The organism is Mycolicibacterium novocastrense (assembly GCF_001499835.1).
GTDB lineage: Bacteria > Actinomycetota > Actinomycetes > Mycobacteriales > Mycobacteriaceae > Mycobacterium > Mycobacterium novocastrense.
Genome location: NZ_LQIH01000023.1, coordinates 73,410 through 89,088 on the forward strand (window position 1 = coordinate 73,410; position 15,679 = coordinate 89,088).

Genomic DNA, 15,679 nt, shown 5'->3' on the forward strand with positions numbered 1-15,679 from the left:
GGCGGAATCGCGCCGGTACTCTTACCTGCGTGGCCTCGAAACCCAAGAAGACCCCGCGCTACGACCTGAAGGCGGCCGACCGCAAGCGGAACCGGGCTGTGCAGATCGGCCTGACCTCCGTTGTCGTGATCTTCGCGGTCGCGCTGGTGCTCTACATCGTGATGACCAAAGAGGACAAACCCGGTGAGGGCGAGACCAGGGCGGTCCGCGTCGCGTCGAGCAACGTGATCACCCAAGAGGGCACATCCGAGCCCAAAGCGGTGCTGGCGCTCTACGAGGATTTCCTGTGCCCGGCGTGCGGGAACTTCGAGAGGCAGTTCGGCCCGACGATCAACCGGCTGATCGACAGCGGTGCGGTGGCCGTCGACTACAACATGGTGTCCATCCTCGACCGGGCGGGGCAGGGCTACTCGACCCGCGCGGCCAACGCCGGCTACTGCGTCGCCGAAGCGGACACGGAAGCCTTCCGGCGGTTCCACGGCGCGCTCTTCGCGCAACAGCCTCCCGAGGGTGTGGGCCCCTTCCCAGACAACGCCCGGCTGATCGAGGTCGCCCGTCAGGCGGGGGTGACCGGTGAGGTGCCGGCCTGCATCAACGGGGGACGCTTCAACGACATGGTCAAGGGCCTGGCCAAGGCGAGCGGGGTCAACTCGACGCCGACCATCCGGATCAACGGTGAGGACTACTCGCCGTCGACACCCGACGCGCTGATCGCCGAGATCGAGAAGATCGTCGGCGAGGTGCCTGCACTGGACGCCGGCGCGCCGCCGCCCAACCCCGATCCGACCCAGCCGGCGAGGCCGTGACGCTCGCCGCGCCCGGGGCCGTCCAGCCGTCCGAACCCACGGCGCATGAGCCGGCGGGCCCGTCGGTGGGACGTCCGAGCGCGGTGTGGATCCTCATCGCGGGTGTGCTGGGGCTTGCCGCCGCGCTCGCGCTGACGGTCGAGAAGATCGAGCTGCTGATCGATCCGGAGTACGTCCCGTCATGCAGCTTCAATCCGGTGCTGTCCTGCGGCTCGGTGATGATCACGCCGCAGGCGTCCGCGTTCGGATTCCCCAACTCGTTGATCGGCATCATCTCGTTCACGATCGTGGTGGTGACCGGTGTGCTCGCGCTCGCCAAGGTCGAGTTGCCGCGCTGGTATTGGGCCGGACTGGCCGTCGGCACGCTGTTGGGTGCCGCCTTCGTGCACTGGCTCATCTTCCAGAGCCTCTACCGCATCGGCGCGCTGTGCCCGTACTGCATGGTGGTGTGGGCGGTGACGATCCCGCTGTTGGTGGTCGTCGCGGTCATCGCGCTCGCGCCCCAACGCGGAAACACCGTTGCGCGAGTGCTGCACACGTGGCGGTGGTCTTTGGTCACGTTGTGGTTCACCGGCCTGCTCCTGCTGATCCTCGTGCGCTTCTGGAGCTACTGGTCCACGCTGATCTGATCCGCCCGGAGGTTAAAGTACGTGCGTGATCGCCCATGATCTCTAAAGTCCTGGTCGCCAATCGTGGCGAGATCGCGATCCGCGCTTTCCGGGCCGCCTACGAGATGGGGATCGACACCGTCGCGGTCTACCCGTACGAGGACCGCAACAGCGTGCACCGGCTGAAGGCCGACGAGTCCTACCAGATCGGCGAGACCGGCCATCCCGTGCGCGCCTACCTGTCGGTCGAGGAGATCATCCGGGTCGCAAAGCACGCGGGAGCCGACGCGGTCTATCCGGGATACGGCTTCCTGTCGGAGAATCCGGCCTTGGCGGCGGCGTGCGCGCAGGCCGGGATCACGTTCGTCGGGCCGAGCGCTCATGTGCTCGAGCTGACGGGCAACAAGTCGCGGGCGATCGACGCGGCCCGCTCGGCCGGGCTGCCGGTGCTCAACTCGTCGGCACCGTCGGCGTCGGCCGGGGGAAGCGGCGGGTCGCCGACATCGACTCGCTTGCCGACGCGATCGATGCCGCGGCGCGCGAAGCCGAGTCGGCGTTCGGCGACCCGACGCTGTATCTCGAACAGGCCGTGCTCAACCCCCGCCACATCGAGGTGCAGATCCTGGCCGACACCCACGGCAACGTGATGCACCTGTTCGAACGGGACTGCAGCGTGCAGCGCAGGCACCAGAAGGTCATCGAGCTCGCGCCCGCCCCGAACCTCTCAGACGAACTGCGGCAACGGATTTGCCAGGACGCGGTCGCGTTCGCCCGGCAGATCGGCTACACGTTCGCCGGCACCGTGGAATTCCTGCTCGACGAGCGCGGCCATTACGTGTTCATCGAGTGCAATCCGCGCATCCAGGTCGAGCACACGGTCACCGAAGAGATCACCGATGTCGACCTGGTGTCCAGCCAGTTGCGCATCGCCGATGGGGAGACGTTGGAGGGCCTCGGCTTGAGCCAGGAGGCGCTGCCGTCGCCGCGTGGTTTCGCGCTGCAGTGCCGGATCACCACCGAGGACCCCGCCAACGGATTCCGGCCCGACACCGGCCGCATCACCGGATACCGCACCCCCGGCGGCGCGGGCATCCGGTTGGACGGCGGTACCCACCTGGGCGCGGAGATCAGCGCGCATTTCGACTCGATGCTGGTGAAGCTGACGTGTCGCGGACGCGACTTCGGCACCGCGGTGGCGCGGGCGCGCCGCGCGCTGGCCGAGTTCCGCATTCGCGGGGTGTCGACGAACATCCCGTTCCTGCAGGCGGTGGTCAACGATCCGGATTTCCGGGCCGGACGCATCACCACGTCGTTCATCGACGAACGCCCGTATCTGCTGACCGCCAGAACACCCGCCGATCGCGGCACCAAGATCCTCAACTACCTGGCCGACGTGACGGTCAACCAGCCACATGGCCCGCGAACCGCGTCGGTGTACCCGCAGGACAAGCTGCCCGACATCGATCTGGAGGCGCCGCCGCCCGCCGGCAGCAAGCAACTGCTGACCGAACTGGGCCCCGAGGGGTTCGCCCGCTGGCTGCGCGACTCCAAACCGTTGGGCCTCACCGACACGACATTCCGCGATGCCCACCAGTCGCTGCTGGCCACCCGGGTGCGCACCACCGGACTGTCGATGGTGGCGCCCTACGTCGCGCGCATGACCCCGCAGTTGCTCTCTCTCGAATGCTGGGGCGGGGCGACTTACGATGTGGCGCTTCGGTTCTTGAAGGAAGACCCGTGGGAGCGGCTGGCCGTGCTGCGGGAGGCCGTCCCGAACATCTGCCTGCAGATGCTGCTGCGTGGCCGCAACACCGTCGGTTACACCCCGTACCCGGAAACCGTCACCCACGCCTTCGTCGCCGAAGCGACGGCGACGGGCATCGACATCTACCGCATCTTCGACGCGCTCAACAACGTCGAATCCATGCGCCCGGCCATCGACGCGGTCCGCGAAACCGGCACGGCCATCGCCGAAGTCGCGATGAGCTACACCGGGGACCTGTCCGACCCCGGCGAGAACCTCTACACCCTGGACTACTACCTGAAGCTCGCCGAACAGATCGTCGACGCGGGCGCCCACGTGCTGGCGATCAAGGACATGGCCGGGCTGTTGCGCCCGCACGCCGCGCACACGTTGATCAGCGCTCTGCGCAGCCGCTTCGATCTGCCCGTGCATGTGCACACCCACGACACCCCGGGCGGCCAGTTGGCGACGTATCTGGCCGCGTGGCAGGCGGGCGCGAGCGCCGTCGACGGAGCATCCGCACCGCTGGCCGGCACCACCAGCCAGCCCGCGCTGAGTTCGATCGTCGCCGCGACCGCGCACACCGAGTTCGACACCGGGTTGTCGCTGCAAGCGGTGTGCGACCTCGAACCGTATTGGGAGGCGCTGCGAAAGGTGTACGCGCCGTTCGATGTTGTGGCGTCTGGGCCTCCTTCTCCGACGGGGCGGGTGTATCACCACGAGATTCCCGGCGGTCAGCTGTCGAACCTGCGCCAGCAGGCGATCGCGCTCGGGTTCGGCGACCGCTTCGAGGAGATCGAAGCCAACTACGCTGCTGCCGATCGGGTGCTCGGCCGGCTTGTGAAGGTGACCCCGTCGTCGAAGGTGGTGGGCGACCTCGCGCTGGCGTTGCTCGGGGCGGGTATCAGCGCCGATGAATTCGCCTCGGACCCAGCGCGGTTGGACATTCCCGATTCGGTGGTCGGATTCCTGCGCGGCGAACTCGGGGATCCGCCCGGCGGATGGCCCGAACCGCTGCGCACCAAGGCACTGGCCGGTCGTGCGCCGGCCAAGTCGCAGGAGGAACTCAGCGAGGAGGACGAAGCGGTGCTCGCCCAGGCGGGCCCGAAGCGGCAGGCCGCGCTGAACCGGTTGCTGTTTCCCGGTCCCACAAAGGAACTCGAGGCCCACCGCGAGCAGTACGGCGACACGTCGAGCCTGTCGGCGAACCAGTTCTTCTACGGGCTGCGCAGCGACGAGGAGCACCGGGTCCGGCTGGAGCGGGGCGTCGAACTGCTGATCGGGCTCGAGGCGATCTCCGATCCCGACGAGCGCGGCATGCGGACCGTGATGTGCATCCTCAACGGCCAACTGCGGCCGGTACTGGTGCGGGACCGCAACGTCGCCAGCGATATCCCGACCGCGGAGAAGGCCGACAAGTCCAATCCGGACCACATCGCAGCACCCTTCGCCGGTGTGGTCGCCGTCGCCGTCTCCGTCGACGACGAGGTGCAGGCCGGTCAGACGGTCGCCACGATCGAGGCCATGAAGATGGAGGCCGCCATCACCGCACCCAAAGCGGGCAAGGTGAACCGGGTCGCGGTCTCGGAGACGGCGCAGGTCGAAGGCGGCGATCTGCTGGTGGTGGTCAGCTGACCCGCATCATTGCCGGCGCGTTGGGCGGTCGACGAATCACCGTGCCCCAGAGCAGGTCTGGGGGAGGGACCCGTCCCACCACCGACCGGGTGCGAGAAGCGTTGTTCAACGTTCTGGCTGCGCGAATCGACTTCGGGGGGATCGCGGTGCTCGATCTGTACGCCGGCTCGGGCGCGCTCGGCCTCGAGGCGCTCTCGCGTGGTGCGGCCGAAGCGACGTTCGTCGAGTCCGACCGGCGTGCCGCGGGAGTCATCGCCGACAACATCGCGGCGCTCGGTGTCACCGGGGCCAGCGTGCGGCGCGGCGGCGTCACCGAGGTGCTGACCGCGGGCAGCTCGCGACCGGTCGACCTGGTCTTCGCCGATCCGCCGTACGACGTCACCGCCGAGCAGATCGAGTCGGTCCTGATGCTGCTCGCCGAACGGGGTTGGGCCGGAGCGGGAACCGTCGTCGTGGTGGAGCGCGCGGCAAGCGGACCCCCGCTGACGTGGCCGCCGGGCTGGCGGGCATGGCCGCCGCGCGCCTACGGCGACACCCGCCTGGAGCTTGCCGAGGCGCCGGAACGGCCCTGCTAGCGTCATCGCTCATGAGCGGCGCGGTATGCCCCGGATCCTTCGACCCGGTCACCCTCGGGCACGTCGACGTCTTCGAACGCGCGGCCGCGCAGTTCGACGAGGTGATCGTGGCGGTCCTGATCAACCCGAACAAGAAGGGCATGTTCACCCTCGACGAGCGCATCGCGATGATCGAGGAGGCCACCGAGCACCTGCCGAACCTGCGCGTCGAATCGGGTCAGGGCCTGGTGGTCGACTTCGCCCGGCAGCGTGGCGTGACGGCGATCGTCAAGGGACTGCGCTCTGGTACCGACTTCGAATACGAACTGCAGATGGCGCAGATGAACAAGCACATCGCCGGCGTCGACACCTTCTTTGTGGCCGCGACACCGCAGTACTCGTTCGTGTCGTCGTCGTTGGCCAAAGAGGTCGCGTCGATGGGTGGCGATGTCTCCGAACTACTTCCCGCCGCGGTCAACAAGCGTCTGCAGGCCAAGCTCAGCCAGGGTTAATCCGCCCCAGCCGGGGTAGTCAGGTTCAGGCGCACAGCCCATTCGCGCCCACACCACTACCGAGAATGCAGGAGGTTTCTGCCATGGCTGAAACGTTCGTCCAGAACACCGATGACGTCGTGAAGTTTCTGACCGATCAACACAACCTGATCAAGGACCTGTTCGAAGAAGTGCTGAACGCGTCGGAAACCGAAGCGCGTGAGAAGGCGTTCGCCGACCTGCGGCAGCTGCTGGCCGTCCACGAGACCGCCGAGGAGATGGTGGTCCACCCGCGCGCCCGCAAGGAGGTCGCCGACGGCGAGGCGATCGTCGACGCCCGTCTCAAGGAGGAGCACGAGGCCAAGGAGTTCCTCTCGCGGCTGGAGAAGATGGACATCGGGTCCAAGGAGTTCATCGACGAGCTGAAGAAGTTCCGCGAGGACGTGATCGAGCACGCCGAGCTCGAGGAGCGCGAGGAGTTCAGCCACCTGCAGAAGAACCTCGACGGTGACGACCTCAAGCGGATGGCGGGCGCAGTGCAGGCCGCCGAGGCGATCGCGCCGACCCACCCGCACGCCGGCGTCGAGTCGGCCAAGGCCAATTTCGCGCTCGGGCCGTTCGCCTCGATGCTCGACCGGGCTCGTGACCTCATCGGCGCGGCGGTGAAATAGCCGCCCTCATCTGCCGCCGATTTGTACCTGTGTTCGACGAATCGTAGATTTTCTCGCGCACACGTTCAGTTTCGACAAGAAGTCGCCCGCCCCCGGCCGGCCGGACGCCATCGGCGTGACGGCGACCGGGGGCGGGTTTTTCCGCTGAATTCGACCCCTCTGATGCGGGTTGACATAATGCGAGCAGCAATTCAGCCGGGAGTTGCGGCCTGGGGAGTGGAGGGACTCAGCAATCCATGAATTTCCGAGGTCCCGGGCGACACACCGGGCCGGAAGCTGAGTCACAGGGGTAACACCAGGCACACTAGTAACTGTCAACTACGCCTGGAGGGTGTTGCCGTGTACCGAGTTTTTGAGGCGCTCGACGAACTGAGCGCGATTGTGGAAGAAGCCCGCGGCGTGCCGATGACGGCAGGCTGCGTCGTGCCCCGCGGTGATGTCCTCGAGCTGATCGACGACATCAAGGACGCGATTCCCGGTGAGCTCGACGATGCGCAGGACGTCCTCGATGCCCGCGACGGGATGCTGCGCGAGGCCAAGGACCACTCCGACTCGATGGTGTCCACGGCCACCGCCGAGGCGGACTCCGTTCTGAACCACGCCCGCGCGGAGGCGGACCGGCTGCTTGCCGACGCGAAGGCGCAGGCCGATCGCATGGTGGCCGAGGCTCGCCAGCACAGCGAGCGGATGGTCGGCGAGGCCCGCGAGGAGGCCAACCGCGTCGCCGCCACCGCCAAGCGCGAGTACGAGGCCAGCACCGGACGGGCCAAGACCGAAGCCGACCGGCTCATCGAGAGCGGCAACCTCGCCTACGAGAAGGCTGTGCAGGAGGGCATCAAGGAACAGCAGCGCCTGGTGTCGCAGACCGAGATCGTGCAGACCGCGACCGCCGAGGCGACCCGGTTGATCGACTCGGCCCACGCCGAGGCCGATCGACTGCGCGGCGAGTGCGACATCTACGTCGACAGCAAGCTCGCCGAGTTCGAGGACTTCCTCAACGGCACGTTGCGCTCCGTCGGTCGAGGTCGGCACCAACTTCGCACGGCCGCGGGCACGCACGACTACGCGGCCCGCTGAGCGCGGAGGGCCGCCAATAACCCGTCGCCGTAAACTCGATACTTATGGCGACGCATGCCAAAGCGGCGGCGCATCGCGCGTCACAATCGCCGCTCGTGATCAACATTTCCCGGCTCGGTAGGCGGCCCGGGTCGATGATGGCCGTCTCCGAGACGGTGTCCAGCCCGTCACGCATCGGACTGGACCTGATCGGGATCGACCAAGGAGCACCGGTGACCCTCGACCTGCGCGTCGAGTCGGTGTCGGAAGGCGTCCTGGTCTCCGGGACGGTGTCCGCGCCGACGACGGGCGACTGCGCGCGATGCCTGACGCCGGTCACCGGGGACGTCGAGATCCAGCTCACCGAACTGTTCGCCTATCCCGACAGCGCCACCGACGAGACGACCGAAGCCGACGAGGTCGGTCGCGTGGTGGACGACACCGTCGACCTGGAGCAGCCGATCATCGACGCGGTCGGACTGGCGCTGCCGTTCGCGCCGCTGTGCGGTCCGGACTGCGCGGGCCTGTGCCCGGACTGCGGTGTGGCGTTGGCCACCGCCGAACCCGGTCACCACCACGAACAGATCGATCCGCGCTGGGCGAAGCTGGCCGGCATGTTCGACACTGTCGGCGGAGCCGACGATCCCACTGAGGACACGCGTGAGTGACCGCGCTGCGCTGCTGGCGGCGCTGGGTGTCGATCTGCCCGACGAACTGCTCACGATGGCGCTCACCCATCGCAGCTACTCGTACGAGAACGGAGGCCTGCCGACCAACGAGCGGTTGGAGTTCCTCGGGGACGCCGTGCTCGGACTGACCATCACCGAGGAGCTCTACCACCGGCACCCCGACCGCTCCGAGGGCGATCTGGCCAAGCTGCGCGCCAGCATCGTCAACACCCAGGCGCTCGCCGACGTCGGTCGTCAGTTGTCCGACGACGGGCTCGGTGCGCATCTGTTGCTCGGCAAGGGCGAGCTGAACTCGGGAGGCGCGGACAAGGCCAGCATCCTGGCCGACGGCGTCGAATCCCTGCTGGGCGCAATCTATTTGGAGCATGGCAACGCGATCGTCCGCGAGGTGATCCTGCGGCTGTTCGGCAAGCTGCTGGACACCGCGCCCACGCTGGGCGCCGGGCTGGACTGGAAGAGCAGCCTGCAGGAGTTGACCGCCTCGCGCGGCCTTGGCGCGCCCACCTATCTCGTCACCTCGACGGGCCCGGACCACGACAAGGAGTTCACCGCGACCGTCGTGGTGACCGACACCGAATACGGCAGGGGCGTCGGGCGCACCAAGAAGGAGGCCGAACTCAAGGCGGCCGCGGCGGCGTGGAACGCGCTGACCGCCGAGGTAGATGCCTGAGCTTCCCGAGGTCGAAGTCGTCCGCCGCGGATTGGACGCACACGTCGTCGACAAGACCATCACCGCTGTGCGCGTGCATCATCCGCGCGCGGTGCGCCGGCACGAGGCGGGCCCCGCGGATCTGACTGCGCGGCTGCTGGATTCGCGCGTCGTCGGCACCGGGCGACGGGGTAAGTATCTGTGGCTGACGCTGGACGACGGCTCCGCTCTCGTGGTGCACCTCGGCATGAGCGGGCAGATGCTCTTGGGTGAGGTACCCAACGCGAACCATCTGCGCATCGCCGCCCTGCTGGACGACGGGACCGCGCTGAGCTTCGTCGACCAGCGCACGTTCGGCGGATGGATGCTCACCGATATGGTCACCGTCGACGGGACCGAGGTTCCGGTTCCCGTCGCGCACCTCGCGCGTGACCCACTCGATCCGCAGTTCAACCGCGATGGCGTCGTGAAGGTGTTGCGCGCCAAGCACTCCGAGGTCAAGCGTCAACTGCTCGACCAGACTGTGGTGTCGGGAATCGGCAACATCTATGCCGACGAGGCGCTGTGGCGCGCCAAGGTCAACGGCGCCCGGCTGGCGTCGTCTCTGAGCCGGCCGAAGCTGGCCGAACTGCTCGACGCGGCCGCCGAGGTGATGCGCGAGGCGCTCGATCAGGGTGGGACGTCGTTCGACTCGCTGTATGTCAACGTCAACGGCGAGTCCGGCTACTTCGACCGGTCGCTCGATGCCTATGGGCGCGAAGGCGAACCGTGTCGACGCTGCGGGGCGATCATGCGGCGCGAGAAGTTCATGAACCGCTCGTCGTTCTACTGCCCGCGCTGCCAGCCGCGGCCGCGAGTTCGACGGGAATAAGCTGCGCGAGGGACCGTGTTTGCACGCGACACGCCGCAGAAATTTGGCATTTTGCGGTCGCTCGCGGAGAAGAGGAGTCATGACCGAACTGTGGGTTGAGCGAACGGGGGCGCGGCGCTACACCGGCCGCAGCTCGCGCGGCGCGGAGGTGCTCGTCGGCGGCGAGGACGTCGATGGCGTCTTCACGCCGGGCGAACTGCTGAAGATCGCGCTCGCGGCCTGCAGCGGGATGGCCAGCGACGTGCCCTTGCAGCGGCGCCTTGGCGAGCAGTACCGCACCACGATCCGCGTCTCCGGGGACGCCGACCGCGAGCAGGAGCGCTACCCGCTGCTCGAAGAGCGGATGCAACTCGACCTGTCCGGGCTGTCCGAGCAGGAGCGGGCGCGGGTGCTGACCGTGGTCGAGCGCGCCATCGACCAAGTCTGCACCGTCGGCCGCACCCTCAAGTCTGGGACGGAAGTGACATTTGAGGTAGATGATGCAGGAGTTAGCTGAGGTACGCCTGACAGCATGGGTGCACGGGCATGTGCAAGGTGTCGGGTTCCGGTGGTGGACGCGCGCCCGTGCACTGGAACTGGGGCTGACCGGCTTCGCGGCGAACAAGCCCGACGGCCGCGTTCAGGTGGTCGCGCAGGGCCCACGCGAATCCTGCCAGAAGCTGCTTGACCTGCTGCAAAGGGGAGAAACGCCGGGTCGGGTCGACAACGTCGTCGCCGACTTCACAGAACCTCGCGACTCGCTACAAGGGTTCACCGAGCGATAGCCGCCGCGGCGGTAGTGTGGCACGTCGTGCACCTCAAGAGTCTGACCCTGAAGGGCTTCAAGTCGTTTGCTTCGCCGACGACTCTGCGCTTCGAGCCAGGCATCACGTGCGTGGTGGGGCCCAACGGGTCGGGCAAGTCCAATGTCGTCGACGCGCTCACCTGGGTGATGGGGGAGCAGGGCGCCAAGACGTTGCGCGGCGGCAAGATGGAAGACGTCATCTTCGCGGGCACGTCCTCGCGTCCGCCGCTGGGCCGCGCCGAGGTGACGGTGACGATCGACAACTCCGACAACTCGCTGCCGATCGAATACTCCGAGGTCTCGATCACCCGGCGGATGTTCCGCGACGGCGGCAGCGAGTACGAGATCAACGGCAGCAGTTGCCGACTGATGGATGTCCAGGAACTGCTGTCCGACTCCGGTATCGGCCGCGAGATGCACGTCATCGTCGGACAGGGGAAGCTCTCCGAGATCCTCGAGTCGCGACCCGAAGACCGGCGCGCGTTCATCGAGGAGGCCGCCGGCGTCCTCAAACACCGCAAGCGCAAGGAAAAGGCGCTCCGCAAGCTCGACGCGATGTCGGCCAACCTCAACCGGTTGACCGATCTGACCACCGAACTGCGTCGTCAGCTCAAACCCCTCGGGCGGCAGGCCGAGATGGCCCGGCGCGCACAGACCATCCAGGCCGATCTGCGCGACGCACGGCTGCGGCTGGCCGCCGACGACCTGGTCACCCGCCGCGCCGAGTTCGACAACACCAACCAGGCCGAGACGACGCTGCGGCGCGAACACGATGAGATCGCCACGCGGCTGGAGGCCAAGACCGCGGAACTGGCCGCACACGAGGCGGCGGTGGGCAGCCTCAGCGAACGCGCGGACGCGGCCCAGCAGACGTGGTTCGCGCTGTCCGCCCTCGCCGAACGCGTCGGCGCGACCGTGCGCATCGCCAGCGAGCGCGCACAGCATCTCGACACCGAACCCGAGGCGTCGACGGGCCCGGATCCCGACGCCCTGGACGCCCAGGCCGACGAGGTCGCCGAACAGGAGCGTCGGCTGCTCGGCGAGTTGACCGAGTCGCGCGGCAAGCTCGAGGCGGCCCGCGCCGAACTCGCCGAACGCGAGCGCGTCGCGGCCGAGGCCGAACGTGCGCACCTGGCCGCGGCTCGGGCCGAAGCCGATCGCCGCGAGGGTCTGGCGCGGCTGGCCGGCCAGGTCGACACGATGCGCACCCGCGTGGAGTCGATCGACGAGACCGTCGCCCGTCTCACCGGCAGCATCGACGACGCCGCCAGCCGCGCGCAGCAGACTCAGGCCGAGTTCGAAACCGTGCAGAGCCGCGTCGGTGAACTCGACGCCGGTGAGGTCGGTCTGGACGAACACCATGACCGGACCGTCGCCGCGCTGCGGCTCGCCGACGAACGGGTCGCCGAACTGCAAGCCGCCGAACGGGGCGCCGAACGTCAGGTGGCCTCGCTGCGCGCGCGTATCGAAGCCCTCTCCGTCGGCCTCGACCGCAAGGACGGCGCGGCCTGGCTGCAGAAGAACCGCGGCGGCGCAGGGCTTCTCGGCTCGATCGCCAACCTGCTGAAGGTGCGTAACGGATACGAGGTGGCCGTCGCGACGGTGCTCGGTGCCGCGGCCGACGCGGTGGCCGCCGAGAGTCCGGGGGCCGCCCGCGCAGCGGTCGCGGCGCTCAAGGAATCCGACGGCGGACGGGCCGCGATCGTTCTGAGCGACTGGCCGAACCGCGAAGTGCCACAGGCACAATCAGTGCCCGACAACGCGGTGCGCGCGGTGGACGTGGTCGAGGCGCCACCGCGGCTGCAGGGTGCGGTCCGGGCCATGCTCTCCGACGTCGTGGTGGTCTCGGACCTGGCCGCTGCGCTGGACGCGGTCGCAGGCCATCCGACGCTGCGGGCGGTCACCACCGACGGTGATCTCGTGGGTCCGGGCTGGGTCAGCGGCGGGTCCGACCGCAAACCCAGCACGCTCGAGATCGCATCGGAGGTCGAAAAGGCCCGCGCCGAGCTCGCCGAGGCCGAGAAGCAGGTCAGCGAGCTGTCGGCGGCGCTGTCGGGTGCGTTGGCCGAACAGGCCAGCCGTCAGGATGCCGCGGAGCAGGCGCTCGCTGCGCTCAACGAATCCGACGCGGCGATCTCGGCGATCTACGAGCAGCTGGGTCGACTCGGTCAGGACGCCCGTTCGGCCGACGACGAATGGCAGCGGCTGATCCACCAGCGAAATGAGCTGGAAGCCAATCGTTCCCGCACCGTCGATGAACTCACCGAACTCGAGCAGAGGCTGCACAACGCACAGCAGGAGCCGACGTTCGAAGCCGAGCCCGTCAACCGGCAGGAGACGACGGCAGCGGCAGAGGCGGCCCGCGGTGCTGAGGTGGAGGCCCGGCTGGCGGTGCGCACCGCCGAAGAGCGCGCGAATGCCGTTCGAGGGAAGGCGGATTCGCTGCGCCGAGCCGCTGCCGCCGAACGTGAGGCCAGACTGCGCGCCATGCGTGCCCGCGAGGCTCGTCGGCATGCAGCGGCCGTGGCCGCCGCGGTGGCCGAATCGGGTCGCGTTGTGGCGCAACGGCTGAGCGCCGTTGTGGCGGTGGCCTCGCGCGCCCGCGACGAGGTGGCCGCCGAACGGCAGCACCGGGCCGCCGCGCTGGCCAAGACACGTGACGAGGTCAACGAGCTCGCGGCCAAGGTCAACGGCCTCACCGAGGCGCTGCACAAGGATGAGGTCGCCAAGGCGCAGGCCGCTCTGCGGATCGAGCAGCTCGAGGAGCAGATTCTCGAGCAGTTCGGCATGGCGACCGCCGACCTCATTGCCGAGTACGGACCTGACGTGCCGCTTCCGCCAACGGAATTGGAGATGGCCGAGTACGAGCAGGCGCGCGAGCGCGGCGAACAGGTCACCGCGCCCGCCCCGATGCCGTTCGACCGGGCGACGCAGGAACGGCGCGCCAAGAAGGCCGAGCGAGAGCTCAACGAGCTGGGCCGGGTCAATCCGCTGGCGCTCGAGGAGTTCGCCGCGCTCGAGGAGCGCTACAACTTCCTGTCCACCCAGCTCGAGGACGTCAAGGGGGCGCGCAAGGACCTCCTCGACGTGATCGAGGACGTGGACGCCCGCATCCTGCAGGTGTTCACCGAGGCCTACGCCGACGTGGAACGTGAGTTCACCCAGGTGTTTTCGACGCTGTTCCCCGGCGGAGAAGGCCGGCTGCTGCTCACCGACCCCAACGACATGCTGACCACCGGCATCGAGGTCGAGGCGCGTCCGCCGGGCAAGAAGATCAAGCGGTTGTCGCTGCTGTCCGGCGGTGAGAAGTCGTTGACGGCCGTGGCCATGCTCGTCGCGATCTTCCGCGCGAGGCCGTCGCCGTTCTATGTGATGGACGAGGTCGAGGCGGCGCTCGACGATGTGAACCTGCGCCGGCTGATCAGTTTGTTCGAGCAGCTGCGTGAGCGTTCCCAGCTGATCGTGATCACCCACCAGAAGCCGACGATGGAGGTCGCCGACGCGCTGTACGGGGTCACCATGCGCGACGACGGCATCACCGCGGTCATCAGCCAGCGCATGCGCGGGCAGGAACTGGTCGGCGCCGCCAACTGATCGGCGAGTTGTGCACACTTCGGAGCGCTGAGCGCAACACGCGGTGCACAAATCCTCGGTGAGGGGGCGCGGGGGCGCTGGCGCGGACTCACCTTGAGACAATGGCGCCGTGACTGATGTGGGCTCGATGGGTTTGTGGATCGCGATCGCGGTCATCGCCGTTTTATTGGTCGTCGCGCTCGTCGTCGGGCTGGTGCGGTATCGACGCCGGCGCATCCGGCTGTCGAAGACCGAGACGGCGACGCAGATCGACCGTTCGGGTGGCTACACCGCCTCATCAGGGATCACGTTCTCGCAATCTGCGCCGACCGCGCCTGCCGAGCGGATCGACACCACCGGCCTGCCCGCCGTCGGCGACGACGCCACGATTCCGCGCGATGCACCGAAGCGCCCGATCGCCGACGTGCAACTACCCGAGCCGCCGGTCGAGGAGCGCCCCGCTCCCGCGCCTCCCGAACCGGCGCCCGCGCCTCCCGAACCGGCGCCCGTCGTCGAGGAGCCTGCCCCCGTCGTGGAGGAGTCGGCGCCCGTCGTCGATGAATCGGCGCCCGTCGTCGATGAACCCGCGCCCGTCCTCGACGAGATCGCACCGACCGAAGGACGGCTCGAGCGGCTGCGCGGCAGGCTCGCCAAGTCGCAGAACACACTCGGGCGCAGCATGTTGGGGCTGCTCGGCGGCGGCGACCTGGACGACGAGTCGTGGGAGGAAGTCGAAGACACGCTGCTGATCGCCGACCTGGGGCCCGTGGTGACGGAGTCGGTGGTCGCCGCGCTGCGCTCCCGGATGGCCAGCAGCCGGGTGCGGGACGAGGCCGACGCCCGCGAGGTACTGCGCGAGGTCCTCATCGAGGCACTGCAGCCCGACCTCGACCGCTCGATCAGGGCTCTGCCGCACGCGGACAAACCCTCGGTGCTACTGGTCGTCGGGGTGAACGGAACCGGTAAGACGACCACGGTCGGCAAGCTGGCCCGCGTCCTGGTCGCCGACGGCCGCCGCGTCGTCCTGGGGGCGGCCGACACTTTCCGCGCCGCCGCGGCCGACCAGTTGCAGTCGTGGGCGTCGCGGGTGGGCGCGCACGTGGTGCGCGGCGCCGAGGGCGCCGACCCCGCCTCGGTGGCCTTCGACGCCGTCGACGAGGGCATCAAGGACGGCGCCGACGTCATCGTCATCGACACCGCCGGACGCCTGCACACCAAGACCGGGCTGATGGACGAGCTCGGCAAGGTCAAGCGCGTCGTCAGCCGCCGTGCCGAAGTCGACGAGGTGCTGCTGGTGCTCGACGCCACGATCGGCCAGAACGGCCTGCCACAGGCCAGGGTGTTCGCCGAGGTCGTCGACATCACCGGCGTGGTGCTGACGAAGCTCGACGGTACGGCCAAGGGCGGAATCGTTTTCCGCGTGCAGCAGGAACTGGGCGTTCCGGTCAAACTCGTCGGACTCGGCGAAGGCGCAGACGATCTCGCTCCGTTCGAGCCCGCGGCGTTCGTCGACGCGCTGCTCGGCTGATCCGACGCGTCGGCACAGGC

13 protein-coding genes and 1 pseudogene are annotated in these 15,679 nt (G+C 68.4%); all 14 read left to right on the top strand.

Annotation, left to right across the window (positions count from 1 at the left end; all coding sequences use genetic code 11):
- The first annotated feature begins 29 nt into the window (after positions 1-29).
- Positions 30-806, top strand: a complete 777-nt coding sequence (locus tag AU072_RS16745; protein WP_064414821.1) for a DsbA family protein — start codon at positions 30-32, stop codon at positions 804-806.
- Positions 803-1,435 (top strand): vitamin K epoxide reductase family protein, encoded by a 633-nt coding sequence (locus AU072_RS16750; protein ID WP_064414822.1) that lies wholly within the window; start codon positions 803-805, stop codon positions 1,433-1,435. Before AU072_RS16745 ends, AU072_RS16750 begins: the two co-directional genes overlap by 4 nt.
- Positions 1,436-1,470: 35 nt before the next feature.
- A pseudogene (locus AU072_RS16755) lies at positions 1,471-4,793 on the top strand (pyruvate carboxylase).
- A complete protein-coding gene (gene rsmD / locus AU072_RS16760; protein ID WP_082680804.1) occupies positions 4,790-5,368 on the top strand; it encodes a 16S rRNA (guanine(966)-N(2))-methyltransferase RsmD in 579 nt (192 codons plus the stop codon). The pseudogene AU072_RS16755 and the gene rsmD overlap by 4 nt, the downstream one beginning before the upstream one ends.
- A gap of 11 nt (positions 5,369-5,379) precedes the next feature.
- Complete coding sequence (coaD, locus tag AU072_RS16765) at positions 5,380-5,859, top strand: pantetheine-phosphate adenylyltransferase (RefSeq protein WP_064414824.1); 480 nt, start codon at positions 5,380-5,382, stop codon at positions 5,857-5,859.
- A gap of 83 nt (positions 5,860-5,942) precedes the next feature.
- Entirely contained in the window at positions 5,943-6,509 is a 567-nt protein-coding gene (locus AU072_RS16770) for a hemerythrin domain-containing protein (protein WP_064402771.1), read from the top strand.
- Between the two features lie 339 nt (positions 6,510-6,848).
- Entirely contained in the window at positions 6,849-7,586 is a 738-nt protein-coding gene (gene sepIVA / locus AU072_RS16775; RefSeq protein ID WP_064351119.1) for a cell division protein SepIVA, read from the top strand.
- 44 nt (positions 7,587-7,630) lie between these two features.
- Positions 7,631-8,233, top strand: a complete 603-nt coding sequence (locus tag AU072_RS16780) for a YceD family protein (RefSeq protein WP_064414825.1) — start codon at positions 7,631-7,633, stop codon at positions 8,231-8,233.
- Complete coding sequence (rnc, locus tag AU072_RS16785) at positions 8,226-8,924, top strand: ribonuclease III (protein ID WP_064414826.1); 699 nt, start codon at positions 8,226-8,228, stop codon at positions 8,922-8,924. Before AU072_RS16780 ends, rnc begins: the two co-directional genes overlap by 8 nt.
- Positions 8,917-9,774, top strand: a complete 858-nt coding sequence (mutM, locus tag AU072_RS16790; protein WP_064414827.1) for a DNA-formamidopyrimidine glycosylase — start codon at positions 8,917-8,919, stop codon at positions 9,772-9,774. Before rnc ends, mutM begins: the two co-directional genes overlap by 8 nt.
- 79 nt (positions 9,775-9,853) lie before the next feature.
- Positions 9,854-10,270, top strand: a complete 417-nt coding sequence (locus AU072_RS16795) for an OsmC family protein (RefSeq protein WP_064414828.1) — start codon at positions 9,854-9,856, stop codon at positions 10,268-10,270.
- The gene (locus tag AU072_RS16800; RefSeq protein WP_064414829.1) at positions 10,254-10,538 is read left to right on the top strand and encodes an acylphosphatase; all 285 of its coding nucleotides are present in this window, start codon (positions 10,254-10,256) and stop codon (positions 10,536-10,538) included. The genes AU072_RS16795 and AU072_RS16800 overlap by 17 nt, the downstream gene beginning before the upstream one ends.
- A gap of 26 nt (positions 10,539-10,564) precedes the next feature.
- Entirely contained in the window at positions 10,565-14,152 is a 3,588-nt protein-coding gene (gene smc / locus AU072_RS16805; RefSeq protein WP_174523746.1) for a chromosome segregation protein SMC, read from the top strand.
- Between the two features lie 127 nt (positions 14,153-14,279).
- Complete coding sequence (gene ftsY, locus AU072_RS16810) at positions 14,280-15,659, top strand: signal recognition particle-docking protein FtsY (RefSeq protein ID WP_120271001.1); 1,380 nt, start codon at positions 14,280-14,282, stop codon at positions 15,657-15,659.
- Positions 15,660-15,679: the final 20 nt, after the last annotated feature.

Bases quoted from the DNA above. Each gene is read 5' to 3' on its own strand.
- AU072_RS16795 (WP_064414828.1), top strand. From the start codon at position 9,854: ATGACCGAACTGTGGGTTGAGCGAACGGGGGCGCGGCGCTACACCGGC.
- ftsY (WP_120271001.1), top strand. From the start codon at position 14,280: ATGGGTTTGTGGATCGCGATCGCGGTCATCGCCGTTTTATTGGTCGTC.
- mutM (WP_064414827.1), top strand. From the start codon at position 8,917: ATGCCTGAGCTTCCCGAGGTCGAAGTCGTCCGCCGCGGATTGGACGCA.
- AU072_RS16770 (WP_064402771.1), top strand. From the start codon at position 5,943: ATGGCTGAAACGTTCGTCCAGAACACCGATGACGTCGTGAAGTTTCTG.
- AU072_RS16780 (WP_064414825.1), top strand. From the start codon at position 7,631: ATGGCGACGCATGCCAAAGCGGCGGCGCATCGCGCGTCACAATCGCCG.
- coaD (WP_064414824.1), top strand. From the start codon at position 5,380: ATGAGCGGCGCGGTATGCCCCGGATCCTTCGACCCGGTCACCCTCGGG.
- AU072_RS16800 (WP_064414829.1), top strand. From the start codon at position 10,254: ATGCAGGAGTTAGCTGAGGTACGCCTGACAGCATGGGTGCACGGGCAT.